Source organism: Pseudomonas sp. B1-22 (genome assembly GCF_050474425.1).
GTDB lineage: Bacteria > Pseudomonadota > Gammaproteobacteria > Pseudomonadales > Pseudomonadaceae > Pseudomonas.
On sequence record NZ_JBCHVH010000002.1, the window covers coordinates 819,402 to 845,231 of the forward strand.

Annotated in this window: 21 protein-coding genes and 1 pseudogene; 12 read left to right on the plus strand and 10 right to left on the minus strand. The window is 64.4% G+C overall.

Going from position 1 to position 25,830, the window contains the following annotated elements; translation table 11 throughout:
- Positions 1 to 106 precede the first annotated feature (106 nt).
- Positions 107 to 1,468 carry a TAXI family TRAP transporter solute-binding subunit gene (locus ACQ5BL_RS10640; RefSeq protein WP_243806246.1) on the plus strand — a complete coding sequence of 454 codons (1,362 nt, stop codon included), beginning with the start codon at positions 107 to 109 and terminating at the stop codon, positions 1,466 to 1,468.
- A gap of 115 nt (positions 1,469 to 1,583) precedes the next feature.
- Complete coding sequence (gene yejK, locus ACQ5BL_RS10645) at positions 1,584 to 2,591, plus strand: nucleoid-associated protein YejK (protein ID WP_243806248.1); 1,008 nt, start codon at positions 1,584 to 1,586, stop codon at positions 2,589 to 2,591.
- Between the two features lie 147 nt (positions 2,592 to 2,738).
- Here yejK and ACQ5BL_RS10650 read toward each other — a convergent pair whose 3' ends face one another.
- On the minus strand, positions 2,739 to 4,610 hold the full coding sequence (locus ACQ5BL_RS10650) for a sulfatase-like hydrolase/transferase (RefSeq protein ID WP_243806249.1): 1,872 nt from the start codon (positions 4,608 to 4,610) through the stop codon (positions 2,739 to 2,741).
- A gap of 474 nt (positions 4,611 to 5,084) precedes the next feature.
- On the opposite strand from ACQ5BL_RS10650, the gene ACQ5BL_RS10655 reads away from it, so the two are divergent.
- Entirely contained in the window at positions 5,085 to 5,915 is an 831-nt protein-coding gene (locus tag ACQ5BL_RS10655; RefSeq protein ID WP_243806250.1) for a DUF4344 domain-containing metallopeptidase, read from the plus strand.
- On the opposite strand, the gene ACQ5BL_RS10660 is transcribed toward ACQ5BL_RS10655, so the two are convergent.
- The 4 genes from ACQ5BL_RS10660 to ACQ5BL_RS10675 form a co-directional block, all read right to left on the minus strand.
- Entirely contained in the window at positions 5,896 to 6,831 is a 936-nt protein-coding gene (locus tag ACQ5BL_RS10660) for a glutathione S-transferase family protein (protein WP_243806251.1), read from the minus strand. The genes ACQ5BL_RS10655 and ACQ5BL_RS10660 overlap by 20 nt on opposite strands.
- A gap of 64 nt (positions 6,832 to 6,895) precedes the next feature.
- The gene (locus tag ACQ5BL_RS10665) at positions 6,896 to 7,198 is read right to left on the minus strand and encodes a GIY-YIG nuclease family protein (RefSeq protein ID WP_243806253.1); all 303 of its coding nucleotides are present in this window, start codon (positions 7,196 to 7,198) and stop codon (positions 6,896 to 6,898) included.
- Positions 7,195 to 7,896 carry a glutathione S-transferase C-terminal domain-containing protein gene (locus ACQ5BL_RS10670; protein ID WP_243806255.1) on the minus strand — a complete coding sequence of 234 codons (702 nt, stop codon included), beginning with the start codon at positions 7,894 to 7,896 and terminating at the stop codon, positions 7,195 to 7,197. The genes ACQ5BL_RS10665 and ACQ5BL_RS10670 overlap by 4 nt, the downstream gene beginning before the upstream one ends.
- 72 nt (positions 7,897 to 7,968) lie before the next feature.
- Positions 7,969 to 8,451, minus strand: a complete 483-nt coding sequence (locus tag ACQ5BL_RS10675; RefSeq protein ID WP_243806257.1) for a nuclear transport factor 2 family protein — start codon at positions 8,449 to 8,451, stop codon at positions 7,969 to 7,971.
- Positions 8,452 to 8,563: 112 nt separating this feature from the next.
- On the opposite strand from ACQ5BL_RS10675, the gene ACQ5BL_RS10680 reads away from it, so the two are divergent.
- Complete coding sequence (locus tag ACQ5BL_RS10680; RefSeq protein WP_430293117.1) at positions 8,564 to 9,520, plus strand: GlxA family transcriptional regulator; 957 nt, start codon at positions 8,564 to 8,566, stop codon at positions 9,518 to 9,520.
- A 95-nt stretch (positions 9,521 to 9,615) separates the two neighbouring features.
- On the opposite strand, the gene pcsA is transcribed toward ACQ5BL_RS10680, so the two are convergent.
- The 5 genes from pcsA to ACQ5BL_RS10705 all read right to left on the minus strand — a co-directional run bounded on the left by pcsA (position 9,616) and on the right by ACQ5BL_RS10705 (position 14,869).
- Positions 9,616 to 10,359 carry a phosphatidylcholine synthase gene (gene pcsA / locus ACQ5BL_RS10685; protein WP_430293138.1) on the minus strand — a complete coding sequence of 248 codons (744 nt, stop codon included), beginning with the start codon at positions 10,357 to 10,359 and terminating at the stop codon, positions 9,616 to 9,618.
- 278 nt (positions 10,360 to 10,637) lie between these two features.
- A complete protein-coding gene (locus ACQ5BL_RS10690) occupies positions 10,638 to 11,414 on the minus strand; it encodes an amino acid ABC transporter ATP-binding protein (protein ID WP_243806263.1) in 777 nt (258 codons plus the stop codon).
- A gap of 9 nt (positions 11,415 to 11,423) precedes the next feature.
- Positions 11,424 to 12,521, minus strand: coding sequence for an amino acid ABC transporter permease (locus ACQ5BL_RS10695; protein WP_243806265.1), 1,098 nt, complete (start codon positions 12,519 to 12,521; stop codon positions 11,424 to 11,426).
- Positions 12,522 to 12,531: 10 nt separating this feature from the next.
- Complete coding sequence (locus ACQ5BL_RS10700; RefSeq protein WP_430293118.1) at positions 12,532 to 13,716, minus strand: amino acid ABC transporter permease; 1,185 nt, start codon at positions 13,714 to 13,716, stop codon at positions 12,532 to 12,534.
- Between the two features lie 124 nt (positions 13,717 to 13,840).
- Positions 13,841 to 14,869 (minus strand): amino acid ABC transporter substrate-binding protein, encoded by a 1,029-nt coding sequence (locus ACQ5BL_RS10705; RefSeq protein WP_243806267.1) that lies wholly within the window; start codon positions 14,867 to 14,869, stop codon positions 13,841 to 13,843.
- A gap of 516 nt (positions 14,870 to 15,385) precedes the next feature.
- On the opposite strand from ACQ5BL_RS10705, the pseudogene ACQ5BL_RS10710 reads away from it, so the two are divergent.
- The 8 genes and pseudogenes from ACQ5BL_RS10710 to ACQ5BL_RS10745 all read left to right on the plus strand — a co-directional run bounded on the left by ACQ5BL_RS10710 (position 15,386) and on the right by ACQ5BL_RS10745 (position 25,574).
- Positions 15,386 to 16,037: pseudogene (locus ACQ5BL_RS10710) on the plus strand (alpha/beta hydrolase).
- 224 nt (positions 16,038 to 16,261) lie between these two features.
- Positions 16,262 to 17,200 carry a GGDEF domain-containing protein gene (locus tag ACQ5BL_RS10715; RefSeq protein ID WP_243806272.1) on the plus strand — a complete coding sequence of 313 codons (939 nt, stop codon included), beginning with the start codon at positions 16,262 to 16,264 and terminating at the stop codon, positions 17,198 to 17,200.
- Between the two features lie 79 nt (positions 17,201 to 17,279).
- A complete protein-coding gene (locus ACQ5BL_RS10720; RefSeq protein ID WP_430293119.1) occupies positions 17,280 to 18,437 on the plus strand; it encodes a dipeptidase in 1,158 nt (385 codons plus the stop codon).
- A 131-nt stretch (positions 18,438 to 18,568) separates the two neighbouring features.
- A complete protein-coding gene (gene rhlB / locus ACQ5BL_RS10725) occupies positions 18,569 to 20,095 on the plus strand; it encodes an ATP-dependent RNA helicase RhlB (RefSeq protein ID WP_243806276.1) in 1,527 nt (508 codons plus the stop codon).
- A 314-nt stretch (positions 20,096 to 20,409) separates the two neighbouring features.
- Positions 20,410 to 22,368, plus strand: coding sequence for a methyl-accepting chemotaxis protein (locus ACQ5BL_RS10730; protein ID WP_430293120.1), 1,959 nt, complete (start codon positions 20,410 to 20,412; stop codon positions 22,366 to 22,368).
- A 420-nt stretch (positions 22,369 to 22,788) separates the two neighbouring features.
- Positions 22,789 to 23,736 (plus strand): ornithine cyclodeaminase family protein, encoded by a 948-nt coding sequence (locus ACQ5BL_RS10735; RefSeq protein ID WP_243806280.1) that lies wholly within the window; start codon positions 22,789 to 22,791, stop codon positions 23,734 to 23,736.
- 13 nt (positions 23,737 to 23,749) lie between these two features.
- Positions 23,750 to 24,880, plus strand: coding sequence for an NAD(P)/FAD-dependent oxidoreductase (locus tag ACQ5BL_RS10740; protein WP_243806282.1), 1,131 nt, complete (start codon positions 23,750 to 23,752; stop codon positions 24,878 to 24,880).
- A 70-nt stretch (positions 24,881 to 24,950) separates the two neighbouring features.
- Complete coding sequence (locus ACQ5BL_RS10745) at positions 24,951 to 25,574, plus strand: helix-turn-helix transcriptional regulator (RefSeq protein ID WP_243806284.1); 624 nt, start codon at positions 24,951 to 24,953, stop codon at positions 25,572 to 25,574.
- Positions 25,575 to 25,830: the final 256 nt, after the last annotated feature.

Below are 25,830 nucleotides of genomic sequence, written 5' to 3' on the forward strand. Positions count from 1 at the left end.
AGCCTGGGATGATAGCGGGTTGCGCCACCGCGATGGCGGATTCGCCGTCCGCCGCCGCACAGGCTGGCTATCTTTTCAGGAAGGTACGACGCGATAAGGACTCTCCATGCAACGCCTCGTCAACATGCTCAAGGACCTCGCCATCCTGGTGCGCGCCAACCTCTGGCTGGTGCCGGTACTGGCCGCGCTGGTGGCCGCGCTGTTCTACTTCGTCGCCCCGCCGCCGCCGATGAGCGCCACTCTCGCCACCGGCGCGCCGGGCGGCGGCTATGCGATTTTCGGCGAACGCCTGAAGGAGGAACTGGCCAAGCAGGGCTTCGAGCTGACGCTGGTGCAGACCGCGGGCTCGCGACAGAACCTGGAGAAACTGCTGGATGAAGGCAGCGGCGTGAATATCGGCCTGGTGCAGAGCGGCCAGGAGCAGCAACTGGAGCCGGGCCAGCGCAAGGGCTTGCAGACGCTCGGAGCGATGTTCCAGGAGCCCCTGTGGCTGTTCCAGCGCCGCGACGTGAAGATAGACCGCATCGCCGACCTGCTGCCGCTGCGGCTGGCCCTCGGCACGCCGGGCAGCGGCACCGAGGCGGTGACCGAAGCCATCCTCAAGGCCAACGACATCCCCACCGAACACCTGCCGCCGAACTGGCAGGCCCGTGGCGGCAACACCGTGGCCAATGAGTTGCTGGCCGGCACACTGGACGCCGCCTTTTTCGTCGGCCCGGCGGAGAACCCGCTGATCCAGCGCCTGGCGGCCAGCCCGGAGCTGAAGCTGGCCGGCTTCCGCCGCGCCCATGCCTACGAGGCGCGGATTCCCTTCCTCAAGCGGGTGGAGGTCAGCGAGGGCCTGCTGAACCTGGCGCAAAACGTCCCGGAACAGGACATGGCCACGCTCTCGCCGGTGGCCACCCTGGTGATCAACGACAACTTCCACCCGGCGCTCACCCCGCTGATCCTGGAAGCCGCGCGCCGGGTGATGCGCAAAGGCACCCTGCTCGACCCGGCCGGCGCCTTCCCCAGCGCCGAACCGCGCACCCTGGCCCTGCAGAGCGACGCCGAGCGCTACTACAAGAACGGCCCGCCACTGCTGCAGCGCTTCCTGCCGTTCCGCATCGCCTCGCTGGCGGACCGCTACATCATCCTGCTGATCCCCTTCATCGCCATCCTCATTCCGCTGCTCAAATCCATCGGCCCGCTGTACCGCTGGCGTATCCGTGCGCGCATCTACCGCTGGTACCGCTACCTGCGCGAGATCGACCGGCGCCTGGACGAGCGCGCCGGCAGCGCCGAACTGAGCACCGAGATCGAGCGCCTGGAGCAACTGGAGGCCGAGCTGGCCAAGGTCGAGGTGCCATTGTCCTACTACAACGAGCTGTACGAACTGCACCTGCACCTGAACTACGTGATCCGTCGACTGCGCCAACTGCGGCGGAATCGGCGGGAGCGGGACGAACAGGCTGCCGCCTCGGACTGACCGGCACCGAGCACGGCGCCGCCGGGTCGGGTAAACTCTGGCGTTTTCCAATCATCTGCCCGCCCCGCCGCCGCCCTGCATACGGCGAGGCCGGCACTGAACATCCAGGTCCGCCATGCCGATTCGTCACGCCATCGTCCACCTGATCGACAAGAAGCCCGACGGCAACCCCGCGACGCTGCACGCGCGCGACGCCGAGCTGGGCGACTCCCAGGCCATCGAGAACCTGATGGCCGACCTCAACGAGAGCTACAACGCCAAGCCGAACAAGGCCTGGGGCCTGTTCCAGGGGGAATCTGGCGCCTACCCGTTCAGCGGCTGGCTGACCGAATACCTGGACAACGGCAAGGACTTCGTCGCCTTCACCAAACAGGCGGTGGAGCACCTGAAGACCCTGATGGAGGAGTCCAACCTCTCCACCGGCGGCCACGTGCTGTTCTGCCATTACCAGCAGGGCATGACCGACTACCTGTCCATCGCCCTGCTGCATCACAGCGAGGGCGTGGCGGTGACCGACGCGCTGGAAGTGACCCCGTCGCGCCACCTGGACCTCGGCCAGCTGCACATGGCGGCGCGGATCAACATCTCCGAGTGGCAGAACAACAAGACGTCCAAGCAGTACATCTCGTTCATCAAGGGCAAGGGCGGCAAGAAGGTTTCCGACTACTTCCGCGACTTCATCGGCTGCACCGAAGGCGTCGACGGGCCGAGCGAGACCCGTACCCTGCTCAAGGCCTTCAGCGACTTCGTGGAAAGCGAAGACCTGCCCGAAGAGCAGGCCCGCGAGAAGACCGACGTGCTGGTGGACTACGCCACCAGCCAGGCCAAGATCGGCGAACCGATGGCCCTTGACGCGCTCTCCGAACTGATGGACGACCAGGCGCCGCGCGCCTTCTACGACTACATCCGCAACAAGGACTACGGCCTATCGCCGGAGATCCCGGCGGACAAGCGCACCCTCAACCAGTTCCGCCGCTTTACCGGCCGCGCCGAGGGGCTGTCGATCAGCTTCGAGGCGCACCTGCTGGGCAGCAAGGTGGAGTACGACGAGGAGCGCGACATGTTGATCATCCGCGGCCTGCCCACCCAATTGCAGGACCAGCTCAAGCGTCGCAAGGACTGATCGCCATCAGCCAATGAAAAAGCCCGTCGAGTGACGGGCTTTTTCATTGGCGATATTGCTGGAGATCGGCATGAGGGACCCGGTCAACAGGCATTGCGCAGCCGTTCAAGGCATCGGCGGCTTCAGTCCGATACAGACCAACAGGGCTCACAACCTCGTTGCATCCATCGGCAATGTTGCCGACTGTTGCATCAAATGTTCACGCCACTCCTGTTGAAGCGCAGCTGGAATCTGTTCCGTAACGTCAGTTTTCTCTTTCTCCTCAGACGATAAATTGAACGTGAATTTCTTTCCGGAACGAGTATCAACCCAGAACTTATAGAGACTATCTGAATGGGTATCCATCAGCCCCAGCAATTGAATCTGCTGAAAATCAATATAACGACGATCGTATGGTGTCTGGAGCGCAACACCTTGCCAGACATCCGGAACCTTCATCTCAAGAGCATAAAGCAGCGTTGGTGCGATATCGACCTGCGAAATTGCCTTTGAAGGGGCCAGAGAAACGGGGCTGGCCTTCCCGAAAGAGAGCAGTATAAATGGAACTCGCAAAGATTCTTCCCAGACACTGTGAGTATGGCTATACAGCCCATGCTCTCCCAAGGATTCACCATGATCCCCAGTAATGACAACCAGTGTATCTTCGAGATACCCAAGCTCTTGCAATTTACTCAAAATCTTTGAAACAACTGTATCTGCCTGGAGCACACCTCTATCATAGTAATTATTCGCAGATCGAACTGTTTCAGTAGATGTACCACTCGCCAATCCGTAGGATCGTCCAGGACCAAACTCTGGCGTTTCGTCGAAGCGTAGCCCAAGAGGATGGGACGACATGAGGTGAAACTGAAACATCGTTGGAGTTCCATCCCACTTAGGCTGAGCATCCAGGCGATCAAGCAGAAGTCTATCATCATTCACATAGCGCTTCCCCTGAGAGGCACCATCAAAATAGCTGTCTACCTGACCATAAATACTGGACAACCCATAGAAATTCGTGTGATCACCTGACAATATCAGGTTAATTTTATATCCGTATTTCTTCAAGACCTCATGCAGTGAAAATGGGCGCTCCGCTTGATTGGCAACAGATTGCGAACTCGCCAATCCCCGCAAACCACAGAATGACTCATTGCACACCGCTACAGCCGACGTCGCCACGTTCAACATTCCCTGGGACCTGAAGCGTTCCAGATTGGGTGTAGTCCTGATTTTATAGCCCAATACCGAGAGATGGTCGGCACGCAATGCGTCGACGACGACAAGAACAACATTACTCTTATGCGCGCCGGGACTGGGAAGATACGAAGCCCGAGAAGTATCCTGTCTTTTCTGCAACTCGGCCATTCGCAAACTGCTCATATGGTGACTTTGCCCACTCACGTCCCCCTGAATAGGAAATAAGGCAAGACTCAACGGCTCCCCCTGCCGTCCCCACCCCCGAGCCTCGAAGGAAATGCCATATGCGGCAAAAACCCCCAACAAACCGATAGCTACAATGACAGAAGAAGCCGAAGACATTATTTCTCGAAATACTGGAACCCAATCATATCTTTTGAGATAAGTATATGTCGCATTTACAACAATAAAAAGGAAGACACCAACGGCACATCCAACCCAGTAAGGATTGACATCCAACGCCCTCAACGTTGCTGGAGCCTGTGATGCATAAGTGGACATCAACTGCACAGAGGCCACTCGCCCCCAGAACTTCATCCCGATAAAAGCTCCAACATACAGGACGATGAATCCAAAAAAAACACAGCCAATCGTCACGGACGCCAGGACTCTCTTCAGCACCACGCCAATCGGCAAAAAGCTGATCAGAAGCCGGGTGCCCGCCAAGGCAACTGCAACCCCAGCGACCACACGCAGATGAATGGCAAAAACATCTTCTGGCGCATGCAGCCATTCGATGTAAACAAGGAGAAACGATAGGGGCAGGATCAGAAGAAGCGCAATCGACATACTAAGCCGCCGCACCACTGCAAGCACACTCTCAATAGATTTAACGGACATTTCTGATATTCACCAAACTTGGTAAACCCAATAGCTCTATCAAAGCAGCAGTCAACACCATCAGGATCGCCCTATTGCATGCTCTGAAACGCAGGTCACGCTCGACACTCGCAATTCTCAGTACTTATCGAGAAAAAGTAAATTTTTACTACTCAGGCTATCAATCAAATTTCACACCCGGAGCGTAGTCCCGTGAGAAACCAAAGCATCGCTGTACAGTTTCTCTCCGTCACCGGTATCGGGTTACTCGCAGTTTGACTGGACGATGGAGCCTGGACGAACTCCCAAACAAGCGCACCAGTCCCGGCAAATGATTCCAACGGATAGTCGGGCCGACTGCTAGAGTCAACAAAGGCGCCTCACTCCAAGGTGACCGCCATGCTCGGCCCACTCACATCCGCTGCCGTTCCCCTGCACTCCAGGTGCTCCTGGTCGTACTGCTCATGTCTATCTCTGCTATTCCTGCTTTTCTCGTTGCAAACTACTCTGGCTGCCGCCCCCGCGCCACCGCTCTCGCCCAACGTCGCGCGCTTCGTGCTGGCCAACGCCGAATTCAGCGTGATGCACGAGATGGGGCACATGCTGATCGCCGAGTACAACCTGCCGGTACTGGGGCGTGAAGAGGACGCCGCCGACCAGATCGGCTTCATCCTGCTGTTCCGCTTCTACACCCGACTGCCCCAGGACGAAATCGACGCGCGCCTGCTGGATATCGCCGACTACTGGCGCCTGGAGTGGCAAACGCCCAAGCCGGAGGCGGAACAGGTTCTCGCCTGGGACAGCCATCCACTGGACGAGCAGCGTTACTACAACCTCGTCTGCCTGTTGTACGGCAGCGACATGCAGCGGCTCGACTGGCTGCCCGCATTCACGGGACTGCCCTACGAACGCGCCGTCTATTGCGACCAGGAGTTCCAGCAGGCCAGCAAGGCGGTGAACTGGGTACGCCATGCCCGGCGCACCCTGGCGATACGGCATCCCCCTGGCGCTCACCTGGATTTCGAACCGCCGGCCCTCGATCAGGAGCAGGCCGAGCCACTGATCGCCCTGCTGCGTGACGAGAATCGGCTCCAGGAACTGGTGAATGAAGTCTTCCAGCAGTTCCGGCCACCTCGTCCGCTGACCGTGCGCCTGCTCAACTGCGGGGCGCCGGACGCCTGGTACAACATCAACGGCGGGGAAATGGCGCTCTGTTACGAGCGCCTGCAGCACTTCCGCGACATGGCCGAGAACCTGCCGCGCCTGCGTACACCGGTGACGCGGCAGTGCCCAGGACCTGCCGGACTCAGGCCGGGCGGATGCTGAAGCCCAGGCGTGGGAAATGCACGTGGACGGTGCCCGCGCGCGGGTCCTCGCGACGCAGGATCAAACTTTCGCGACCAGCATGGAGCAGCTCACCTTCCACTGGATCGACACCGTAGTCCGTGGCGGCGATCACCACCCGCTGGCCGGCGGTGAAACCATTGGGGTCGACGAAACCATCCTCCGGCAGCGCGGCGGGCTGACTGTCGCGGGCAATGGCGATGGCCTGTTCCGCGCTCATCTCGCTATGGGCGCCATGGCCGAAGCCGAGCACGCGGCCGAGCCAGGCGCTGGCCGCCGGGTAGTCATCAACCAGCGGCGCGGTCACCGGCGTGCCCTTGAGGAACCACAGGCAGTGGGCCAGGGCGAAGTCGGCAATCGACGGCTCGCCAAACAGGAAGTCGCCCTCCTCCCGCGCCAGCTGCTGCTCGATGCGCGCCATGAACGTCGGCCACTGGTGCCGGGCCTGCTCGGCCGGCAGGCGACTCGCGCTGCCGCCGCTGAACAGCTGGCTGCGGTCGGCGATGAAGGCCTTGAGAAACTCCGGCGGCAACTTGCCGAAGCGCGCAGCAATGGACTCGGGCTGGAACACCAGGCTGACGGCATGCTGGAAGATCACCGAGTCGGCCCACTGGGCGAAGCTGGCGGCGGTGAACTCCTGGCCTTCGGGGAACAGCGACGGCACGGCCTTTTCCTGCTCCAGGCGGCGGGCGATCAGCGCGGTATCGCAGTAGATGTCGGCGCCGACCTGCAGCACCGGGGTCCGGCGGTAGCCGCCGGTCAGGGCCATGAGGTCCGGCTTGGGCATCAGCGGCGGGATGGTCACCGAGTGCCAGGACAACTGCTTGAAGCCCAGCAGCAGACGCGCCTTTTCGGCGAAGGGCGAAGTCGGATAGTGGTGCAGGATCAGCTCGGACATCACGGGCTCCAACAGCCTGAGGGGTAGACAGGCAGCTTAACCCGCAGGGCGGCGGCGGCCTACCTCATGCCTCGGATAGGGCAACATCCACGGCAGTGATGGCCGGACTGGCCTGAACCAGGCGCTCCTTGGCCAGCTTGGTCAGTCCCTTGATCGCCCGCTCGCGGCGCAGGGCATCGCCCTTGCCGGGGCAGGCTTCGACATAGACCAGCGCCTGCGCCGGGCTGGAGTGGAAGAAGCGCGCGCCACGTCCGCTGCGGTGAGTCTCGAAACGGCGCTGCGGGTCATCGCTGATGCCACAGTAGAGCGCACCGTTCTCGGCGCGCACCAGGTAGACGAACCAGGGTTTGGCCTGCACGGCGGTCATGAAGCCCAGACCCGCGCCTGCATGCGCTCGCAGTAGGCCACCAGCCGTTCGTAGCTGCGCGCCATGTCGTTGAGCGGGGTTTCCAGGGTGCTGAGAATCAGGTTGGCCAGCACGCCGTAGGTGGCGGCATCCGCGCTGCACGGCTGGGCGCCGCCGAAGTACGGCAGGTCGCCGAGCATGCCGTCGAGGGCCTCGAGGTCCTCACGGGCGAAGCTCAGCAGCTCTTCGCGGCTGTGCCGGATCAGGCCGCGGCCGGCGAGGTCGCCACGAATCTTGCGCTGGATCAGTTGCCCCACCAGCGGCCGCAGCGGCGCCGGGATGCTGCGGAACATCACGTCCCTCACCTGGCGGAAGCCCTGCTCGTCGAGCCAGCGGAAGTACACCAGCAGCGGCACCAGGTGCTCGTCGCACATCCGGGTGATGGATACCGCCCAGCCCCGGCCGCGGGCATCGAGTCCGGCGTCGAGGTCGAATTCGTAGTACTGCTGCAGGGTGCGCATGATGATCGCGGTGTCCGCGATGGGCTTGCCGTCCAGGGTGATGAACGGCAGCTTTCCCTTGGGGCCCTTGCGCGGGTCGGTCACGTGCTTGATCTGGTATTCCAGCCCGGCCATGCGCAGGAAGGTTTCCAGCTTCAGGCAGAAGGGGCTGATGTTGGGCACATTGAAGGCGGGCGGGAACTGAAAAAGAGTGATCATGGCGGCATCCTGTCGGAGTCGCCTGTCATTTAAGCCTATCCGCTACGCGCGGGCGAGCCCGGCACCTTGACATCAGGTCTTCGCGGCCCGTTGTGCGCGATAGGCCGCAAGCCCCCTGGCGGCCTGGGCACGGATCGCCGCCTGCACCGGAGGCGCCCAGCCCAGCAGGGCTCCCTTGGCGCCGAGGGCCTGGCGCGACCATTTCCACAGGTCGAACGAATCCACGTGCTGACAGATCAGTCCGTCACGGAAGTGGAAATGTGCCTGGATGTGATTGATCACTTTCCGACCGGTCTGGGTAAAAGTGTAGGAAGCCACCCAACGCGCCGAACCCTGCGCATCGTCGGCCTCTACGCCCTCGTAGCTGAGCGAGAAATCCTGGGCGCGGGCGGTGAGCATGCGCCACATGTCGCCGGCCTCGGCAGCACGCAGGTCGGTAAACACCGGGTCGCTGAAGTGCACGTCGGCGCTGTAGCAGGCCGCCATGGCGTCACCATCGCGGCGCTGGAATGCCTGGTAGAAACGTTCGATCAACTGGGCGTTGGGATGGGCCATGGTGGCGCTCGCAGGGTGGGGTTGAGCGCAGTATCGATGAGGCTTCGACTGGACACGATTGGCAATATCGACAAAATTATGATCGATAACGCCAATGCAGCAGTGAGACGCCATGTTCAGGATAGCCCTGTTCGTCTGCCCGCAAACGCTATGTTCCAGCCTTGGCCTGGCCATGGACGCCTTCCACCTGGCCAACCGGCTCGCCGGCCAACGCCGCTTCGAGGTGCTGCGGGTGAGCGCCGACGGAGCGCCAGTCGCCCTCCCCTTCGGGCGCATCGAAGTGGAAGGTGGTCTCGACCTCGCCAGCGGCTGTGACCTGCTGCTGATTCCCGCCACCGGACCGGACGTGGCTGCCACCTGCCGGGCCAACCTGCCGCTGCTCGATTGGCTGCGCCGCAGCCCGCCCGGCGTGCAACTGGGCAGCCTGTGCAGCAGCGCCTTCCTGCTCGCCGAGGCGGGCGTGCTGGACGGCCGCCGCGCCACCACTCACTGGGCACTGGAGGCGGCCTTCCGGGAGCGTTATCCACAGGTGAACCTGGACATCGACGCGCTGTGCACCGATGACGGCGGGCGTCTCTGTTCCGGCGGCGCGCAGGCCGGGCTGGACCTGTGCCTGTACCTGATCGAGCGCCACGCCGGCGCGGCACTGGCCCGGCGCGCGGCGGCCACGCTGGTATTCGAGCATGGTCGGGGCCGGCAACGACGCTTCACCCCGCTGCTGCCGGAGCCGCTGCCCGAAGGCTCGGCATTGGCACCGTTGCTGGAGTGGCTGGAGGACAACTACGCCGAACCGTTCGACCTGGGCGCGCTGGCGCAGCGGGTGCACTGCTCGACCCGAACCTTGCTGCGGCGCTTCCGTGAGCAATTGGGGATGACCCCCAACGACTACGTGCAGCGCCTGCGCATCGTCTCGGCGCAGGAGGCGCTGGGTGACCCGGCGCGTTCGCTGGAGCGCATCGCCAGCGATATCGGCTACGCCGACCGGGCGAGTTTCGCGCGACTGTTCAAGCAGTTGTGCGGGGAGACGCCGGGGGCTTTCCGCCAGCGGCTGCTGGGGCGGTCGGCGTAAGGTTCATTTGTAGGAGCGAGCTTGCTCGCGAACCGCCCAATGCCGGAGCTGTCGGGAAGTGATTCGCGAGCAAGCTCGCTCCTACAGAAAGAGCCTCAGTGGAACCACTCCATCGCCGTGCGCCATACGCACACGCCGATGAAGTAGGCCGAGGCGACGAACCACAACCCCAGCAGCCAGGGTTGATCGTGCGGCTGCTGGAGGATCAGCAGCGCGCTGCTGAGCATCCAGACGAAGGTCACGGCGATGTTCAACGGCATGAACTGGCGGACGCGGAACGGGTGCAGGAACTTCATCTTGGTCAGGGTCAGCGCGGCCAGCACCAGCACGGTGACGAAGCTCACCCAGGGGTGCAGCGCGAGCACGTAGAAATACACCGCGACCACGTTCCAAGCGGCCGGGAAGCCGACGAAGTAGTTGTCCTTGCTCTTCATGTTGACGTTGCAGAAGCAGAACAGCGAGGACACCAAGATTACCCCCACCGCCAGCAGCTCGGTGTGCACCGGCAGCGGCACGTAGCGGTAGATGAAGATCGCCGGGATGAACACGTAGGTGAGGTAGTCGATCACCAGGTCCAGGGTCGAGCCGTCGAAGTGCGGCAGCACCGCCTTGACGTCGAACTTGCGCGCCAGCGTGCCGTCCAGGCCATCCACCAGCAGCGCAACGCCCAGCCACAGCAGGCACGCCTGGGGCCTGTTGTCGACCAGCGCCAGCAGCGCCAGCAGCGCAAGGATGACACCACTGGAGGTCACCGCATGGGCGCTCCAGGCTTTGGCTTTGCTCAGGTTCACTGGCGATAGGATCAGGTTCACGTCGGCTCTCTTCCTTCGGACGGCGATGCAGGCGAGCTAGTTGAAACCTTAGCCCATCCCTGTCGGACCACTGCACATGGGAACACCGATCCACCGGCCGAGTTCAGCCCTTTGCGCATCGATTCCACCCGGGTGGCAGTGGAAAGTTCCAGCATACGCTGACGCGGCGGCGGGGTGCCATCGGGGGAGACGAGCGTGACGGGAAATAAGCCCTTCCTGTAGGAGCGAGCTTGCTCGCGAACCGATTTATCCGGCTACGCGGGTGCCAAGCGGTTCGCGAGCACGCTCGCTCCTAAAGGGCCATCTCAGTGCAGGATCTGACTGAGGAACAGCTTGGTGCGGTCCGACTGCGGGTTGTCGAAGAACTGGTCCGGCGCGGCCTGCTCGACGATCTCGCCCTTGTCCATGAAGATCACCCGGTTCGCCACGGTGCGGGCAAAGCCCATCTCGTGGGTCACGCAGAGCATGGTCATGCCGCTCTGCGCCAGGCCGATCATGGTATCGAGCACTTCCTTCACCATCTCCGGGTCCAGCGCCGAGGTCGGTTCGTCGAACAGCATGATCTTCGGCTTCATGCACAGCGCGCGGGCAATCGCCACGCGCTGCTGCTGGCCGCCGGAGAGCTGCCCCGGATACTTGTTGGCCTGCTCCGGGATGCGCACGCGCTCCAGGTAATGCATGGCGATTTCCTCGGCCTGGCGCTTGGGCATCTTGCGCACCCACATGGGCGCCAGGATGCAGTTCTGCAGCACGGTGAGGTGCGGGAACAGGTTGAAGTGCTGGAACACCATGCCGACTTCGCTGCGGATCGCCTCGATCTGCTTGAGGTCGTTGGTCAGCTCGGTGCCGTCGACCACGATGCTGCCCTGCTGGTGCTCCTCCAGGCGGTTGATGCAGCGGATGGTGGTGGACTTGCCCGACCCGGACGGGCCGCAGAGCACGATGCGCTCGCCCTGCTTGACCTCCAGGTTGATGTCCTTGAGCACGTGGAACTGGCCGTACCACTTGTTCACGCCCTTCATGGTGATCATCGTGTGATCGCCGATGGCCGGCTGTGCGGTCTTTTGGGTGGCTTCCGACATGATGAACTCCTAACGCTTGTGGCCAGTGTCCAGCTTGCGCTCCAGGTGCATGGAGTAGCGGGACATGCTGAAACAGAAAATCCAGTAGACCGCCGCGGCGAACACATAGCCTTCGATGGCCATGCCCAGCCAGGCCGGGTCCGCGGTGGCGCGCTTGATGCTGTTGAGGAAGTCGAACAGGCCGATGATGATCACTAGGCTGGTGTCCTTGAACAGCGCGATGAAGGTGTTGACGATGCCGGGGATCACCAGTTTCAGCGCCTGCGGCAGGATCACCAGGCCCATGCTCCGCCAGTAGCCCAGGCCCATGGCGGCCGCGGCCTCGTACTGCCCCTTGGGGATCGCCTGCATGCCGCCGCGCACCACTTCGGCGATGTAGGCGGCCTCGAACAGCACCACCATCACCATCGCCCGCAGCAGCTTGTCAAGGTTCATGCCCTCGGGCAGGAACAGCGGCAGCATCACCGAGGACATAAACAGCACGGTGATCAGCGGCACGCCGCGCCAGAACTCGATGGTGGTGACGCAGATGACCTTGATCGCCGGCATCTTCGAGCGCCGCCCCAGCGCCAGCAGGGTGCCCAGCGGCATCGCCCCGCAGATGCCGACCGCGGCGATCACCACGGTGAGCATCAGCCCGCCCCAGGAGCTGGTGGGCACGTTTTCCAGGCCGAGGAAGCCGCCGTGCAGCAGCCAGAAGGCCACCAGCGGCAAGGCCACGAGGAAGCACGCACCGTACTTGAGCTTGTACTGGAAGCGTTTGAGGAACAGCGGCGCCGCCCCGAAGATCACGAAGAGCACCGTCAGGTCCACGCGCCAGCGCAGTTCTTCGGGATAGAAGCCGTACATGAACTGGCCGAAGCGCGAGGCGACGAACACCCAGCAGGCACCCTCGCGGGAGCAGTCGGCGCGCGTGCTGCCGACCCAGTTGGCCTTGATGAACGCCCACTCCAGCACCGGCGGCAGGATCAGGTACACCAGGTACAGGCCCAGCAGCGTCAGCAGGGTGTTGAACCAGCCGGAGAACAGGTTGCCGCGCAGCCAGCCGACGACGCCCACGCTCATCGCTGGCGGCGGCTGGTCGGGTTTGAAGGTATGAATGGCCATCGTCCTCTCCCTACCGCTCGATCAGCGCGATGCGCTTGTTGTACCAGTTCATCAGCAGCGAAATGCTGATGCTGATGGCCAGGTACACGCTCATGGTGATGGTCATGGTCTCGATGGCCTGGCCGGTCTGGTTGAGCACCGTGCCGGCGAACAGCGAGACCATGTCCGGGTAGCCGATGGCGGCGGCCAGCGAGGAGTTCTTCGCCAGGTTCAGGTACTGGCTGGTCAGCGGCGGAATGATCACCCGCAGCGCCTGTGGAATGATCACCAGGCGCAGGGTCTGCCCCGGGCGCAGGCCCAGGGACCCGGCGGCCTCGGTCTGGCCATGGCTGACCGCCTGGATGCCGGCGCGCACCGTCTCGCCGATGAAGGCAGCGGTGTACACCGACAGGGCGAGGACAATCGACACCAGCTCCGGGATCACCACCCAGCCGCCGCGGAAGTTGAAGCCCTGCAGCACCGGCACATCCCAATGGAACGGCGCACCGGCCACCAGCGACACCACGCCCGGCAGCAGGATCAGCAGCGCCAGGCCGCTGAGGAACACCGGGAAGGTCTTGCCGGTAGCATGGCGGCGGGCCTTGGCCCACTTCCAGATCACCGCCCAGCCGACCAGGGCCAGGATGAACGCCACGATGAACGGCCCCAGACCGTCGGCGGGCAGCGGCTGGGGCATCTGCAGGCCGCGGTTGTTGACGAAGAACAGGCCGCCGAAGCTGATGCTCTGCCGCGGGCCGGGCAGCGGCCCGAGGACGGCGAAGTACCAGAAGAAGATCTGCAGCAGCGGCGGGATGTTGCGGAAGGTCTCGATGTACAGGGTCGCCAGCTTGCGGATCAGCCAGTTGTGCGACAGCCGCGCCACGCCGAGGATGAAGCCGATGACGGTGGCGAAGAAGATGCCGACCACCGTGACCAGCAGCGTGTTCAGCAGGCCGACCAGGAACACCCGGCCATAGGTATCGCTTTCGCTGTAGTCGATCAGGTGCTGGGAGATACCGAATCCGGCGCTGTTCTGCAGGAACCCGAAGCCGGACTGGATGCCCCGATGCGCCAGGTTGGTCTGGGTGTTATCGAAGAGGAACCAGCCGACCGCCACGACGGCGATCACCGCGATGATCTGGAATGCCCAGCCGCGCACGACGGGATCGTTGAGCGATACCCCCCGCGGGCGCTGGGCCTTGACGGAATTCTGCATGTAAGCCCTCTCGGAATCCTCCGCAGGCGGACACGGGGCTACGCCCGCGTCGCCAGCGGAAGCTTCACGTCATCAGAAACAGGGCCGGCGCCCGCCATCAGGGCACCGGCACACGCGGGAAGGGTCAGCGCACCGGCGGTGCGTACTGCAGACCACCCTTGTTCCACTGGGCGTTGAGGCCACGCTTGATCTTCAGCTCGCTGCCGTCGCCGACGTTGCGGTCGAAGATCTCGCCGTAGTTACCCACTTGCTTGACGATCTGCACCACCCAGTCCTTGGACAGTTTCAGATCCTTGCCGTAGTCGCCTTCAGCGCCGAGCAGGCGGGCGACGTCCGGGTTCTTGGTGTTCTTCGCCATCTCCTCGACGTTCTTCGAGTTCACGCCCAGTTCCTCGGCGTTGAGCAGTGCGAAGAGCGTCCAGCGCGCGATGTGGAACCACTCCTCGTCACCCTGGCGAACCGCCGGGGCCAGCGGCTCCTTGGAGATGACTTCCGGCAGCACCACGTAGTCGTCGGGCTTGGCCAGCTTGATGCGCTGGGCGTAGAGCTGCGACTGGTCGGAGGTCAGCACGTCGCAACGGCCGGACTCCAGCGACTTGGCGCTCTCGTCGGAGGTGTCGTAGGTGATGGGGGTGTACTTGAGGTTGTTGGAACGGAAGTAGTCGGACAGGTTCAGCTCGGTGGTGGTGCCCGCCTGGATGCACACGGTGGCGCCGTCGAGCTCCTTGGCGCTGGAGACGCCGAGCTTCTTGTTCACCAGGAAGCCCTGGCCATCGTAGTAGGTCACGCCGACGAAGCTCAGGCCCATGGCGCTGTCGCGCGAACTGGTCCAGGTGGAGTTGCGCGAGAGGATGTCGATCTCGCCGGACTGCAGCGCGGTGAAGCGCTCCTTGGCGGTCAACGGGCTGAACTTGACCTTGCTGGCATCGCCGAACACGGCGGCGGCCACGGCACGGCAGACATCGACGTCGATGCCCTTGTACTGCCCTTTGGCGTCGGCGTAGGAGAAGCCCGGAAGACCGTCACTGATACCGCACTGCACGTAGCCTTTCTTCTTCACAGCATCCAGGGTGGCACCCGCGTGAGCGAGGCCGCTGATACCGAACACGACAGCGGTAGTCAGCACAGCCAGGGTGGATTTCACCATCTTCATCGATCTTCTCCGTTGCTTTTTTAGTGTTCTGGAGTCCCGGTTTTCCACCGCCGTACCCTCGTGAGGCACAAGCAAGACCACTGTCGGGATGGAAACCTAAGGGTGAGTCTAGTCGGCTCTCGGAAACCGCACCGAGGCGTTGCAGACGTCCCCCGAGCCCGCAGGTAATGCGGACTGGAACGGGTATATGCAGATCATGCGCATGAAGGCGAAGGCCCGTCGCGCCAACCGTTGACCGCGGCGGACGACGACGGGCCCTGGAGCGGCCCAAGGCCTTTGCCACCCCGCTTGCGGTACAGCTTTCCGGATGGGGTCGGTAAAGTGTTACCGCAAGCGGGGTGGCACAGCCTGGAGCCTGAGACAGCAAGGGCCGTACCAGCTCTGCGAAAGTTCCTACAATCCGGCAGCGTCAAGTCCTGCAAGTTATGGCAATGCGACATCTTCTTGCAGGCTGCTTTCAACCGTATTCGCGCGCGGTGCGCCTTCCTAGAGCGCCCGCCCCATCCTGGAGCCTCCATGACCCAGCCCCTGATCCTCGAACCCTCCCGTCCGGCCGACGCCTGCGTCATTTGGTTGCACGGCCTGGGGGCCGACCGTTACGACTTCGAGCCGGTAGCACAGTTGCTGCCGCCACTTCACCAGCACCCGCTTCATCCTCCCGCAGGCGCCGACCCGCCCGGTCACGGTGTTCAACGGCATGCCCGCGCCGAGCTGGTACGACATCCTCGCCATGGCGCCGGCCCGCGCCATCGACGAAGCACAGCTGAATGCCTCGGCCGACGACGTGATCGCACTGATCCAGGGGCAGATCGAACAGGGCATCGAAGCCCGCCGTATCATCCTCGCCGGTTTCTCCCAGGGCGGCGCCGTGGTGCTGCACACCGGCTACCTGCGCTGGAGCGGCGAACTGGGCGGGGTCATGGCCCTGTCCACCTACGGCCCGACCTTCGGCGACGGCATCGACGTGCCGGCCACCCAACGACAACTGCCGGCGCTCTGTCTGCACGGCACGCTCGATGACGTGGTCACGCCCGCCATGGGCCGCGCTGCCTACGACTTCCTGCTGACAAGCGGCGTCCCGGCGCAGTGGCGCACCTACCCGATGAGCCACGAAGTCAGCAACGAGGAGCTCGGCGACATCGCCGCATGGCTGCGGGAACGCCTCTGATCATGGCGGGAAATGGGCCGGCGAAGACCGCCGGCTCATTCTGGGGAACGGCCCGGTCGTGCTGAAGAGCCGATGAATCGCCGGCTGACCGCCGGTCGGCCCGGCATGGCGCCAGATTGCCAGTATCCAAATCTGATTAATACTGATGGCTCAATGTGCGAATTGGACTACTAGGGAGAGTCGGTCGTGCACATCCTCAGTCCCTTCCCCGCCTCCACAGCGCCATGAAGCCCGCGCAATGGAACGAGGATATCCAGCAACTGCAGCACCTCCGCCTGTTCCAGAACGTCGCTGCAAACTGCCTGCAACAGCTGCTGAAGGACTTTCGCGCCTGCGAGTTGGAGGCCGGTGAAATCCTTCTCTCGCCGTTCAACCGCAACCACTTCCTCTATATGGTCCTGCGCGGCCAGTTGAAGGTGTACCTGGGCTCGCTCGACAACCAGCCGGTTACCACCCTCAACCCTGGCGACTGCGCCGGCGAAATCAGCTTCATCGACAACGACCACCCTTCCGCCTACGTAGTGGCCGCCGAACCGACCACCGTCCTGCGCCTGCATCGCGAGGCGCTGATCAGCCTCTTCCAGCATTCCCCGCAGGTCATGCAGAACCTGCTCGGCGTGCTCTGCGAAAAGGTGCGCCAGGGCAACCGGATCATTCTCGACACCGAGCAGAACGCCAACATCGACACCCTCACCGGACTGTTCAACCGGCGCTGGCTGGAACACATCTATGAGCGCGAAAGCACCCGCTGCGCCTTCAACGAGCACCCGCTGTGCCTGCTCATGCTGGATGTCGACCACTTCAAGGACTACAACGACGAACACGGCCACCTGGCCGGCGACTACGCCCTCTGCCTGGTCGCCCACACCCTGCGCAGCCAGTTGCGCCCAAAGGACAGCATGGCGCGCTACGGCGGCGAGGAGTTCGTCATCCTGCTCCCGGAGATCGGCGTGGATGAAGCCCGGCGCATCGGCAACCGGCTGCGCCAGAGCCTGGAACAGGTGAAGACCTTCTATTCGCCGATGGGCGTGCTGCCCGGCGTCACCGTATCCCTGGGCCTGGCCCAGATGGACTACCAGGAAAACCTGCCGAACCTGATCCTGCGGGCCGACAGCGCGCTCTACCAGGCCAAGCAGGAAGGCCGCAATCGCCTGGTGGGATGAGCCGCCACCGAATTCCCGCACCTGCCGTTGCCCCTTTGATACAGTCCGCGCACAAGAACAAGACAGCCGGGATGCTGAAATGCGCAAGACCCTGATCGCTTTGCTCGTACTGGTGGCCGTTGGCCTGGGAATCTTCTTCAACCTGCCGGGGTATTTCGACCGCAAGATGAACACGGTGGCCGCCCCGCCGCCCTACCCCGCCTCCGATGCTGCAACCGCCCTGCACAAGACCCTGTTCGTCGCCGACCTGCACGATGACGCCCTGCTCTGGGACCGCAACCTGCTGGAGCGCCACGACTACGGCCACAGCGACCTGCCGCGTCTGCTGCAAGGCCACGTCGGCCTGCAGGTGTTCTCCACCGTCACCAAGACCCCGCGTGGCCTGAACTACGAGCGCAATGGCGCCGACAGCGACAACATCACCCCGCTGATCATCGCCCAGCGCTGGCCGCGCGCGACCTGGACCAGCCTGCTCGAACGCGCCCTCTACCAGGGCCGGATGCTCGAAGAAGCTGCCGCCGCCAGCCAGGGCAAGCTGACGCTGGTGCGCAGCCGAGCCGACTTCGCCCGCTACCTCGACGCCTGGGACAAGCAGCCGAACCAGGTCGCCGCCGTGCTCGCCACCGAAGGCCTGCACCCGCTGGAGGGCCGGCTCGAGAACATCGACCGCATGTACGACGCGGGTTTCCGCATCATGGGTCTGACCCACTTCTTCGACAACGAAATCGGCGGCTCCGCCCACGGCCTGAAGAAAGGCGGCCTGACGCCCTTCGGCCGCGAGGTGATCGCCCGCCTGGAAGAGAAGAAGATGCTGGTGGACCTGGCGCACGCCTCCCGCGCGCTGATCGACGACGTGCTGGCCATCGCCACCCACCCGGTGCTGGTGTCGCACACCGGCGTCGAGGGCACCTGTCCGGGCATCCGCAACCTGACCGACGCCCATCTGCAACGCATCGCCGCCACCGGCGGGGTGATCGGCATCGGCTACTGGGACGGCGCGGTGTGCGATACCTCGGTCAAGGCCATCGTCAAGGCCATCCGCTACGCCGCCGACAAGGTCGGTGTGCAGCACATCGCCCTGGGCTCGGACTTCGACGGCGCCGTGCACACGCCCTTCGACACCAGCGGCCTGGCGCAGCTGACCCAGGGCCTTGCCGAAGCCGGCTTCAGCCAGCCGGACATCGCCGCCATCATGGGCGGCAACGTGCGCCGCCTGCTGCTGGAAACGCTGCCGTAAGGCCTATCGCCGTCACCGCAACACGGCATTCACCCGTCCCGTCAAGCCCGGGAAATCCTGTGGCACTTCGCCCTGCGGGCATCTTGCATTACACTGGCGGCCGTTCATTCCTTAACCAGTACGAGACCACCGTGCTCAAAGCACTCAAGAAAATCTTCAGCAAAGGCGAGGGCGAGCAGCCCGTCGCCACGCCGGCAGCCCCCGCCCCCGCTGCCTCCGAGCCCGCCCAGAGCGGTGAGAAGCGTCCGCGCAAACCGCGCAATCCGCGCCCCGAAGGCGAGGCCGCCGAGAAGCAGGCCCGTGCTCCCAAGGGCGACAAGCCCCGTGCCGAGCGTTCCGAGAAAGCCGAACGCGGCGAGAAGACCGAGCGCGCCGACAAGCCGCGCGAGCCCAGGGCCGACAAGCCGCGCCGCGAGCGCAAGCCGCGTCCGCCGGTGGTGGACAACTGGAAGCTGGAAGACTTCGTGGTCGAGCCGGCCGAAGGCAAGACCCGTTTCCACGACTTCAACCTCGACCCGCGTCTGATGCATGCCATCCATGACCTGGGCTTCCCCTACTGCACGCCGATCCAGGCGCAGGTACTGGGCTTCACCCTGCGCGGCCAGGACGCCATCGGCCGCGCCCAGACCGGCACCGGCAAGACCGCCGCGTTCCTCATCTCGATCATCACCCAGCTGCTGCAGACCCCGCCGCCGAAAGAGCGCTACATGGGCGAGCCGCGCGCGCTGATCATCGCGCCGACCCGCGAGCTGGTGGTGCAGATCGCCAACGACGCCATCGGCCTGGCCAAGTACACCGGCCTGAACGTCATGAGCTTCGTCGGCGGCATGGACTTCGACAAGCAGCTGCGCACCCTGGAATCGCGCTTCTGCGACATCCTGGTCGCCACCCCGGGCCGCCTGCTGGACTTCAACCAGCGCGGCGAAGTGCACCTGGACATGGTCGAGGTGATGGTGCTGGACGAAGCCGACCGCATGCTCGACATGGGCTTCATCCCGCAGGTCCGCCAGATCATCCGCCAGACCCCGTACAAGGGCGAACGCCAGACCCTGCTGTTCTCCGCCACCTTCACCGACGACGTGATGAACCTGGCCAAGCAGTGGACCGTGGACCCGGCCATCGTCGAAATCGAACCGGAAAACGTCGCCAGCGACACCGTCGAGCAGCACGTCTACGCCGTTGCCGGCAGCGACAAGTACAAGCTGCTGTACAACCTGATCGCGCAGAACGACTGGACCCGCGTGATGGTCTTCGCCAACCGCAAGGACGAAGTGCGGCGCATCGAGGAACGCCTGACCAAGGACGGCATCAGCGCCGCCCAGATGTCCGGCGACGTGCCGCAGCACAAGCGCATCAAGGTTCTCGAAGGCTTCCGTGAAGGCAAGATCCGCGTGCTGGTCGCCACCGATGTCGCCGGTCGCGGCATCCACGTCGACGGCATCAGCCACGTGATCAACTTCACCCTGCCGGAAGATCCGGACGACTACGTGCACCGCATCGGTCGTACCGGCCGCGCCGGCACCACCGGCACTTCCATCAGCTTCGCCGGCGAGGACGATGCCTTCGCCCTGCCGCCGATCGAGGAGCTGCTGGGCCGCAAGATCAACTGCGAGATGCCGCCGACCGAGCTGCTCAAGCCGGTACCGCGCAAGTACTGATCCGCTGCTGCACCAGCTTTCTGCTCCAAAACAAGGCGAAGCCATCCGGCTTCGCCTTTTTTGTTTCCACAGGCGTTACGTCCGGTGACGACCTCCCCTCCCTCCCCCACCAGGGAGCCGCCTGATTTTCCTGCCGGACCCGCCGGGAAGACCCGACGCCGTTCCCATGCAAACAATGGCAACACGCCATCTGCCTGCCTGAGCGCCCGTCACGCGACTTCTTCGATCAATTTTATTTACAGTCGTAAAATAATTCGCACGCTTCTTGCACGGCAGGCGGGAACCATTCCAAGAACCCTCGCCGGAATCCTCCCATGCCCCTGCGCGCCAAACTTGCCCTGAGTTTCCTGTCGATCGGCCTGATTCCCGTACTGGTGATGGCCGTCGTGGTCTATCTGCAGGCCAGCCGAGCCCTCGAAGAACAGAGCCTGAACGCCCTGGAAGCGGTCGCCAGCATCAAGCAGCGGCAACTGATGGATGCCTGGAAAGCGCGGCACGACCAGCTCAGCAGCCTCGCCAACAACCTCGGCAGCAACTATGCGGGCCTGGACAGCGAGGCCCTGGTGACCACCGCCAACTACGACCGGCCGGTGTTCGAGAATTTCGTCAAGACCTTCGGCTACCGCGAGCTGCGCCTGGTGACCGGCGACGGCACCGTGGTCTTCAGCCTCGGGCGCGGCGCCGACTACCAGCAGAACATCGGCACGCCGACCTGGCGCGATACCCCGTTCGGGCGCTTCATCCGCTCGGCGCTGGACAGCGGCAAGGCCAGCATCAGTGATCTGGAGCCGGCGCTGGACAACCAGCAACCGGTGCAATGGCTGGCCGCTCCGATCAAGGACAACGACCAGCTGAAATTGCTGCTGGTGCTGGAGCTGCCGCTCTCGGCGATCAACGAAGTGATGCAGAACCGCCAGGGCCTGGGCGACGCCGGGGAGACCTATCTGGTGGGCAATGACGGCGGCCTGCGCTCGGACTCGGTGCGCTTCACCGATCGTCACGTGCGCCGCGCCAAGGAAAGCCCCTCCGCCCTGCCCGGTCAGGCCATCGAGAAAGCCCTGGCCGGCAAACAGGGCCGCCTCGCCGAAGCCGGCCTGAACAACCAGCCGGCGCTGAAATCCTTCGTCCCGCTGAACCTGGACGGCCAGCACTGGGCACTGGTGGCGGAAATGGACCAGGACCAGGCCTTCGCTCCGGTGCGCAAGCTGATGTGGCAGATCCTCGTGCTCGGCCTGCTGACCTTGCTGGGTGTGGCCGCCGGGACCTGGCTGGTCAGCCGAAGCGTGATGCGCCCGCTGGGCGGCGAGCCGGCGAACATGGCGGCGCTGGCCCAGCGACTGGCCGGCGGCGAACTGCGCCTGGGCGACGATGCCGACGCCAGCAGCGGACTGATGCAGGCCCTGCGCGAAATGACCGCGGCCTGGCGCCAGGTGGTCGAGCGTCTGCGCCAGGCCAGCGAGGCCGTGGGCGATGCCAGCGGCGACATCCTGGACGCCGCCGGGCGCACCAGCAGCCACCTCGACCAGCAGCAGGAAGCCCTGGAGATGGTGGTCAGCGCCGTCGACCAGATGGCCGCCACCGTGCAGGAAATCGCCGGCAGCGCCAGCCGCAGCGCCGATGGCAGCGCCGCCGCGCGAGAGGCCTTCACGGCGATGCAGGATACGCTACAGCACATGATCGGCCGCCAGGACCAGCTGCTCACCGGGCTGCGCCAGGCCGACGGCGTAGTGCAGACCCTGGCCGGCGAGAGCCAGCAGATCGGTTCGGTGCTGGACGTCATCCGCTCCATCGCCGAGCAGACCAACCTGCTCGCCCTCAACGCCGCCATCGAAGCCGCCCGCGCCGGCGAAGCGGGCCGTGGCTTCGCCGTGGTGGCCGACGAAGTGCGCAACCTCGCCCAGCGCACCCGCAGCGCCACCGACGAGATCGTCGCCATCGTCGGCAGCCTCGGCGACTCCTCGGTCCAGGCCCAGGCGAGCATGAGCGGCGCCAGCGAGCAGGCCCATACCCTGGAGCAGGACACCCAGGCGGTGCTGCAGACCCTCGGTGCACTCGACGAGTCCCTGCAGGGCGTACACGCCATGGCCTTCCAGATCGCCGCCGCCGCCGAGCAGCAGGCCGCCACGACCCAGGAAGTGAACCAGCACATGCACCGCCTGAGCGACATGACCGTGGAAAACCGCAAGACTGCCGCGCACACCCGCGATTGCGGCGAGCACCTGCGTCGCGTGGCCGGAAGCCAGGAAGAGCTGGTGGCGCAGTTCAAGCTGTAACTCGCGTGCTTCCTGTAGGAGCGGGCCATGCCCGCGATCACGCCCATGGGGCGCTCCTACAGGCCAGCTCCGCGCTTCGGCTTCCGTAGGAGCGGAGCTTCTCCGCGATCCGGCCGGCAGGCCGGCATCCCTGTCCATGCACCGCGGTGATCGCGGACAAGGTCCGCTCCTACGTTGTTTTCTAGGCCCCCGCATTCGCAGGGATGACGCAGGGGTACGCGAATCACCCCCGTCACTCCCGCGAACGCGGGACAGCGCTTGCGCTGAACGCACTTCAGTGCGGCCCGAAGGGTGAGCGAAGCGAATACCCCAAAAGACAGTTGCTCCTACGCAAGCAGTTGCCCATCTGTCCACCTGCTCTTGCTGATCAAGACAATAGAGTCCAGAATGGAAAAATTAATCCACATCTGGAGTTCTGCCATGTCCGCTGCCACGCCTCTCACCCTCAACCAGGCCGACGCCGAACGCCTGCTCGAACAGGTCGACGTGCTCCAGGCCATGCGCGACATGTTCGCCGAGCTGGCCGGAGGCAACGCCGTACAACCGGCGCAGCAACTGGTGGAATTCCCCAACGGCGGCGGCGACTTCATCAACTACCTGGGCGTGCTGGCCTCGCAGAAGGTCTACGGCGTGAAGACTTCGCCCTACATCGTGCGCCAGCCCAAGTCGCTGGTCACCGCGTGGAGCCTGTTGATGTCCATGGAGACCGGCCAGCCGCTGCTGCTGTGCGACGCCGGCAGCCTGACCACCGCGCGCACCGCCGCCACCACCGCCCTGGCGGTGCAGGAGCTGGCCCGCCCGGACGCCAGGCGCCTGGTCATCGTCGGCAGCGGCCCGGTCGCCCGCGCGCACCTGCGTTACGTCGCCGGCCTGCGCGACTGGCAGAGCATCCGCATCTACTCGCCGAACCTGAGCGCCGGCGTGCTGGCCCAGTTCGGCGCCATTGACACCCGCGCCGAACCGGCCGCCAGCATCGAAGCTGCCGTGGCCGATGCCGACGTGGTGCTGCTGTGCACCTCCTCCGGCACCCCGGTGCTCGACCCGGCCATTCTCAGCAAACCGGCGCTGATCACCTCCATCAGCACCAACGTCGCCCGCGCCCACGAAGTACCGCCGCAGTCGCTGGCACAGATGGACGTGTACTGCGATTACCGCGCCACCACCCCGGCCTCTGCCGGCGAGATGCGCCTGGCCCGCGACGAACATGGCTGGGACGGCAAAATCGTTGGCGACCTGCCGGAACTGGTCAGCGGCCAGGCGGCCAAGCCGGAGTACCAGCGCCACGCCTTCTTCCGCTCCATCGGCCTGGGCCTGGAAGACGTCGCCCTGTCCAATGCGCTCTACCATCTCCAGACCAAGAACGCCTGAGCCGGAGACGAACATGATCGAAGTCGACTTCCTCATCATCGGCGGCGGTATTGCCGGCGCCTCCACCGGCTACTTCCTATCCCGCCACGGCAAGGTCGCCGTGCTGGAGCGCGAGTCCCACGCCGGCTACCACTCCACCGGCCGCTCGGCAGCGCTCTACACCGTCGCCTACGGCACGCCGCAGGTACGCGCCCTGACCGCCGCCAGCCGCGCCTTCTTCGACAACCCGCCCGAAGGCTTCGTCGAACACCCAATCCTCACCCCGCGCGGCGAGATGACCGTGGACTTCGAAGGCAATCCGGAAGAGCTCCAGCGCCAGTACGAAAGCGCCCGCGCCAGCGTGCCGGAAATGCGCCTGCTGTCTGCCGACGAGGCCTGCGCCATAGTCCCGGTCCTGCGTCGCGAGAAGGTCCACGGCGCGATGATCGACCCCAGCGCCGCCGACATCGACACCGACGGTCTGCTGCAAGGCTACCTGCGCGGCATCCGTCGCAACGGCGGCAGCGTGCAGCTGGACAGCGAAGTCCTGGAAATCCGCCGTATCGACGGCAGCTGGGAAGTGCGCTGCGCACAGCAGAGCTACCGCGCGCCGGTGCTGGTCAACGCGGCCGGCGGCTGGTGCGACAAGGTCGCCGAACTCGCCAGCGTCACCCCGCTGGGCCTCACGCCCAAGCGCCGCGCGGCCTTCCTGTTCAGCCCGCCGGAGGGTGTCGACAGCCATGCCTGGCCGGTGCTGGTGAGCCTGGACGAATCCTTCTACTTCAAGCCCGACGCCGGCATGCTGCTCGGCTCGCCGGCCAACGCCGACCCGGTGGAGCCCCACGATGTGCAGCCCGAAGAGCTGGACATCGCCCTGGGCATCTACCAGATCGAGGAGCACACCACGCTGAGCATCCGCCGCCCGAGCCACACCTGGGCTGGCCTGCGCTCGTTCTTCGCCGACGGCGACCTGGTGTCCGGCTACGACCCGGCCACGCCGGGCTTCTACTGGGTGGCCGGCCAGGGCGGCTACGGCATCCAGACCTCGGCGGCGATGGGCGAGGCCAGCGCCACGTTGATCCGCGGCGAGGCGCTGCCCGAGCATCTGGCCCGCCACGGCCTGACGGCCGGGATGCTGTCGCCGGCGCGCCTGCTGCCGAACTGACCGTGACAGCCTGCGGGCGCTTGCGGCACACTCGCCAGCGCCCGCCCCATCGCCTTCGAGAGCCTTGCCCATGACCGCCGCCGACCCACTGGACAACTACAAGGCCATCGCCGACGCCATCGCCACCCTGTTCTTCCCCCATGCCGAGGTGGTCATCCACGACCTGCGCAACCAGCGCGTGGCCTATCTGGCCAACAACATCTCCAAGCGCGAGATCGGCGACGACTCGGCGCTGGAGGACATGCTCGAAGGCAGCGGCGACGAGCGCAACATCGGCCCCTACGAGAAGCTCAACTGGGACGGGCAGAAGATTCGTTCGGTCAGCACCGTGCTGCGCGACGGCAAGGGTGAGCCGCTGGCGGTGCTGTGCATCAACCTCAACATCACCCTGTTCGAGACCGCCAAGGCGGCGCTGGACCTGTTCCTCTCCTCGAACAAGCTGATTCCCCAGCCGGACGCGCTGTTCCGCGACGACTGGCAGGAGCGGATCAACACCTTCCTTCACGCCTGGCTGCGCCAGCGCCAGCTGAGCCTCAATACCTTGAGCCGTGACCACAAGCGCGAACTGGTCCTGGCGCTGCATGCCGAGGGCGCATTCAAGGGCAAGAGCGCGGCGAACTATGTGGCCAACGTGCTGAACATGGGGCGGGCGACGGTTTACAAGCATCTGAAGGAGTTGAAGGAGGAGGTCTGATGGTCCCTCTTTCGCTCCGTTCGGACTTGATCGCAATACGCGTCTTGTTTGGGCGTTTCTGCGCCGCTTCGGCGTGTGCTGAGAGATTTTGTTTCGCCCCCTCGGGCGAGTCCCTTTTGTCAAACGACACAAAAGGAACCAAAAGGTCTTGCCCCATCATCCGGGTCTCGCTTCGCGAGACTCCCCTCGCTCCATCGAAGTTTCAGGGGCACGCGTCGACGGGCCATCCATGGCCCAACGACGCTCTCGCGGCATC

Coding starts and splice junctions, on each gene's coding strand:
- ACQ5BL_RS10640 (WP_243806246.1), top strand. CDS start 107: ATGCAACGCCTCGTCAACATGCTCAAGGACCTCGCCATCCTGGTGCGC.
- yejK (WP_243806248.1), top strand. CDS start 1,584: ATGCCGATTCGTCACGCCATCGTCCACCTGATCGACAAGAAGCCCGAC.
- ACQ5BL_RS10650 (WP_243806249.1), bottom strand. CDS start 4,610: ATGTCCGTTAAATCTATTGAGAGTGTGCTTGCAGTGGTGCGGCGGCTT.
- ACQ5BL_RS10660 (WP_243806251.1), bottom strand. CDS start 6,831: ATGTCCGAGCTGATCCTGCACCACTATCCGACTTCGCCCTTCGCCGAA.
- ACQ5BL_RS10665 (WP_243806253.1), bottom strand. CDS start 7,198: ATGACCGCCGTGCAGGCCAAACCCTGGTTCGTCTACCTGGTGCGCGCC.
- ACQ5BL_RS10670 (WP_243806255.1), bottom strand. CDS start 7,896: ATGATCACTCTTTTTCAGTTCCCGCCCGCCTTCAATGTGCCCAACATC.
- ACQ5BL_RS10675 (WP_243806257.1), bottom strand. CDS start 8,451: ATGGCCCATCCCAACGCCCAGTTGATCGAACGTTTCTACCAGGCATTC.
- ACQ5BL_RS10680 (WP_430293117.1), top strand. CDS start 8,564: ATGTTCAGGATAGCCCTGTTCGTCTGCCCGCAAACGCTATGTTCCAGC.
- ACQ5BL_RS10690 (WP_243806263.1), bottom strand. CDS start 11,414: ATGTCGGAAGCCACCCAAAAGACCGCACAGCCGGCCATCGGCGATCAC.
- ACQ5BL_RS10695 (WP_243806265.1), bottom strand. CDS start 12,521: ATGGCCATTCATACCTTCAAACCCGACCAGCCGCCGCCAGCGATGAGC.
- ACQ5BL_RS10700 (WP_430293118.1), bottom strand. CDS start 13,716: ATGCAGAATTCCGTCAAGGCCCAGCGCCCGCGGGGGGTATCGCTCAAC.
- ACQ5BL_RS10705 (WP_243806267.1), bottom strand. CDS start 14,869: ATGAAGATGGTGAAATCCACCCTGGCTGTGCTGACTACCGCTGTCGTG.
- ACQ5BL_RS10715 (WP_243806272.1), top strand. CDS start 16,262: ATGAAGCCCGCGCAATGGAACGAGGATATCCAGCAACTGCAGCACCTC.
- ACQ5BL_RS10720 (WP_430293119.1), top strand. CDS start 17,280: ATGCGCAAGACCCTGATCGCTTTGCTCGTACTGGTGGCCGTTGGCCTG.
- ACQ5BL_RS10730 (WP_430293120.1), top strand. CDS start 20,410: ATGCCCCTGCGCGCCAAACTTGCCCTGAGTTTCCTGTCGATCGGCCTG.
- ACQ5BL_RS10735 (WP_243806280.1), top strand. CDS start 22,789: ATGTCCGCTGCCACGCCTCTCACCCTCAACCAGGCCGACGCCGAACGC.
- ACQ5BL_RS10740 (WP_243806282.1), top strand. CDS start 23,750: ATGATCGAAGTCGACTTCCTCATCATCGGCGGCGGTATTGCCGGCGCC.
- ACQ5BL_RS10745 (WP_243806284.1), top strand. CDS start 24,951: ATGACCGCCGCCGACCCACTGGACAACTACAAGGCCATCGCCGACGCC.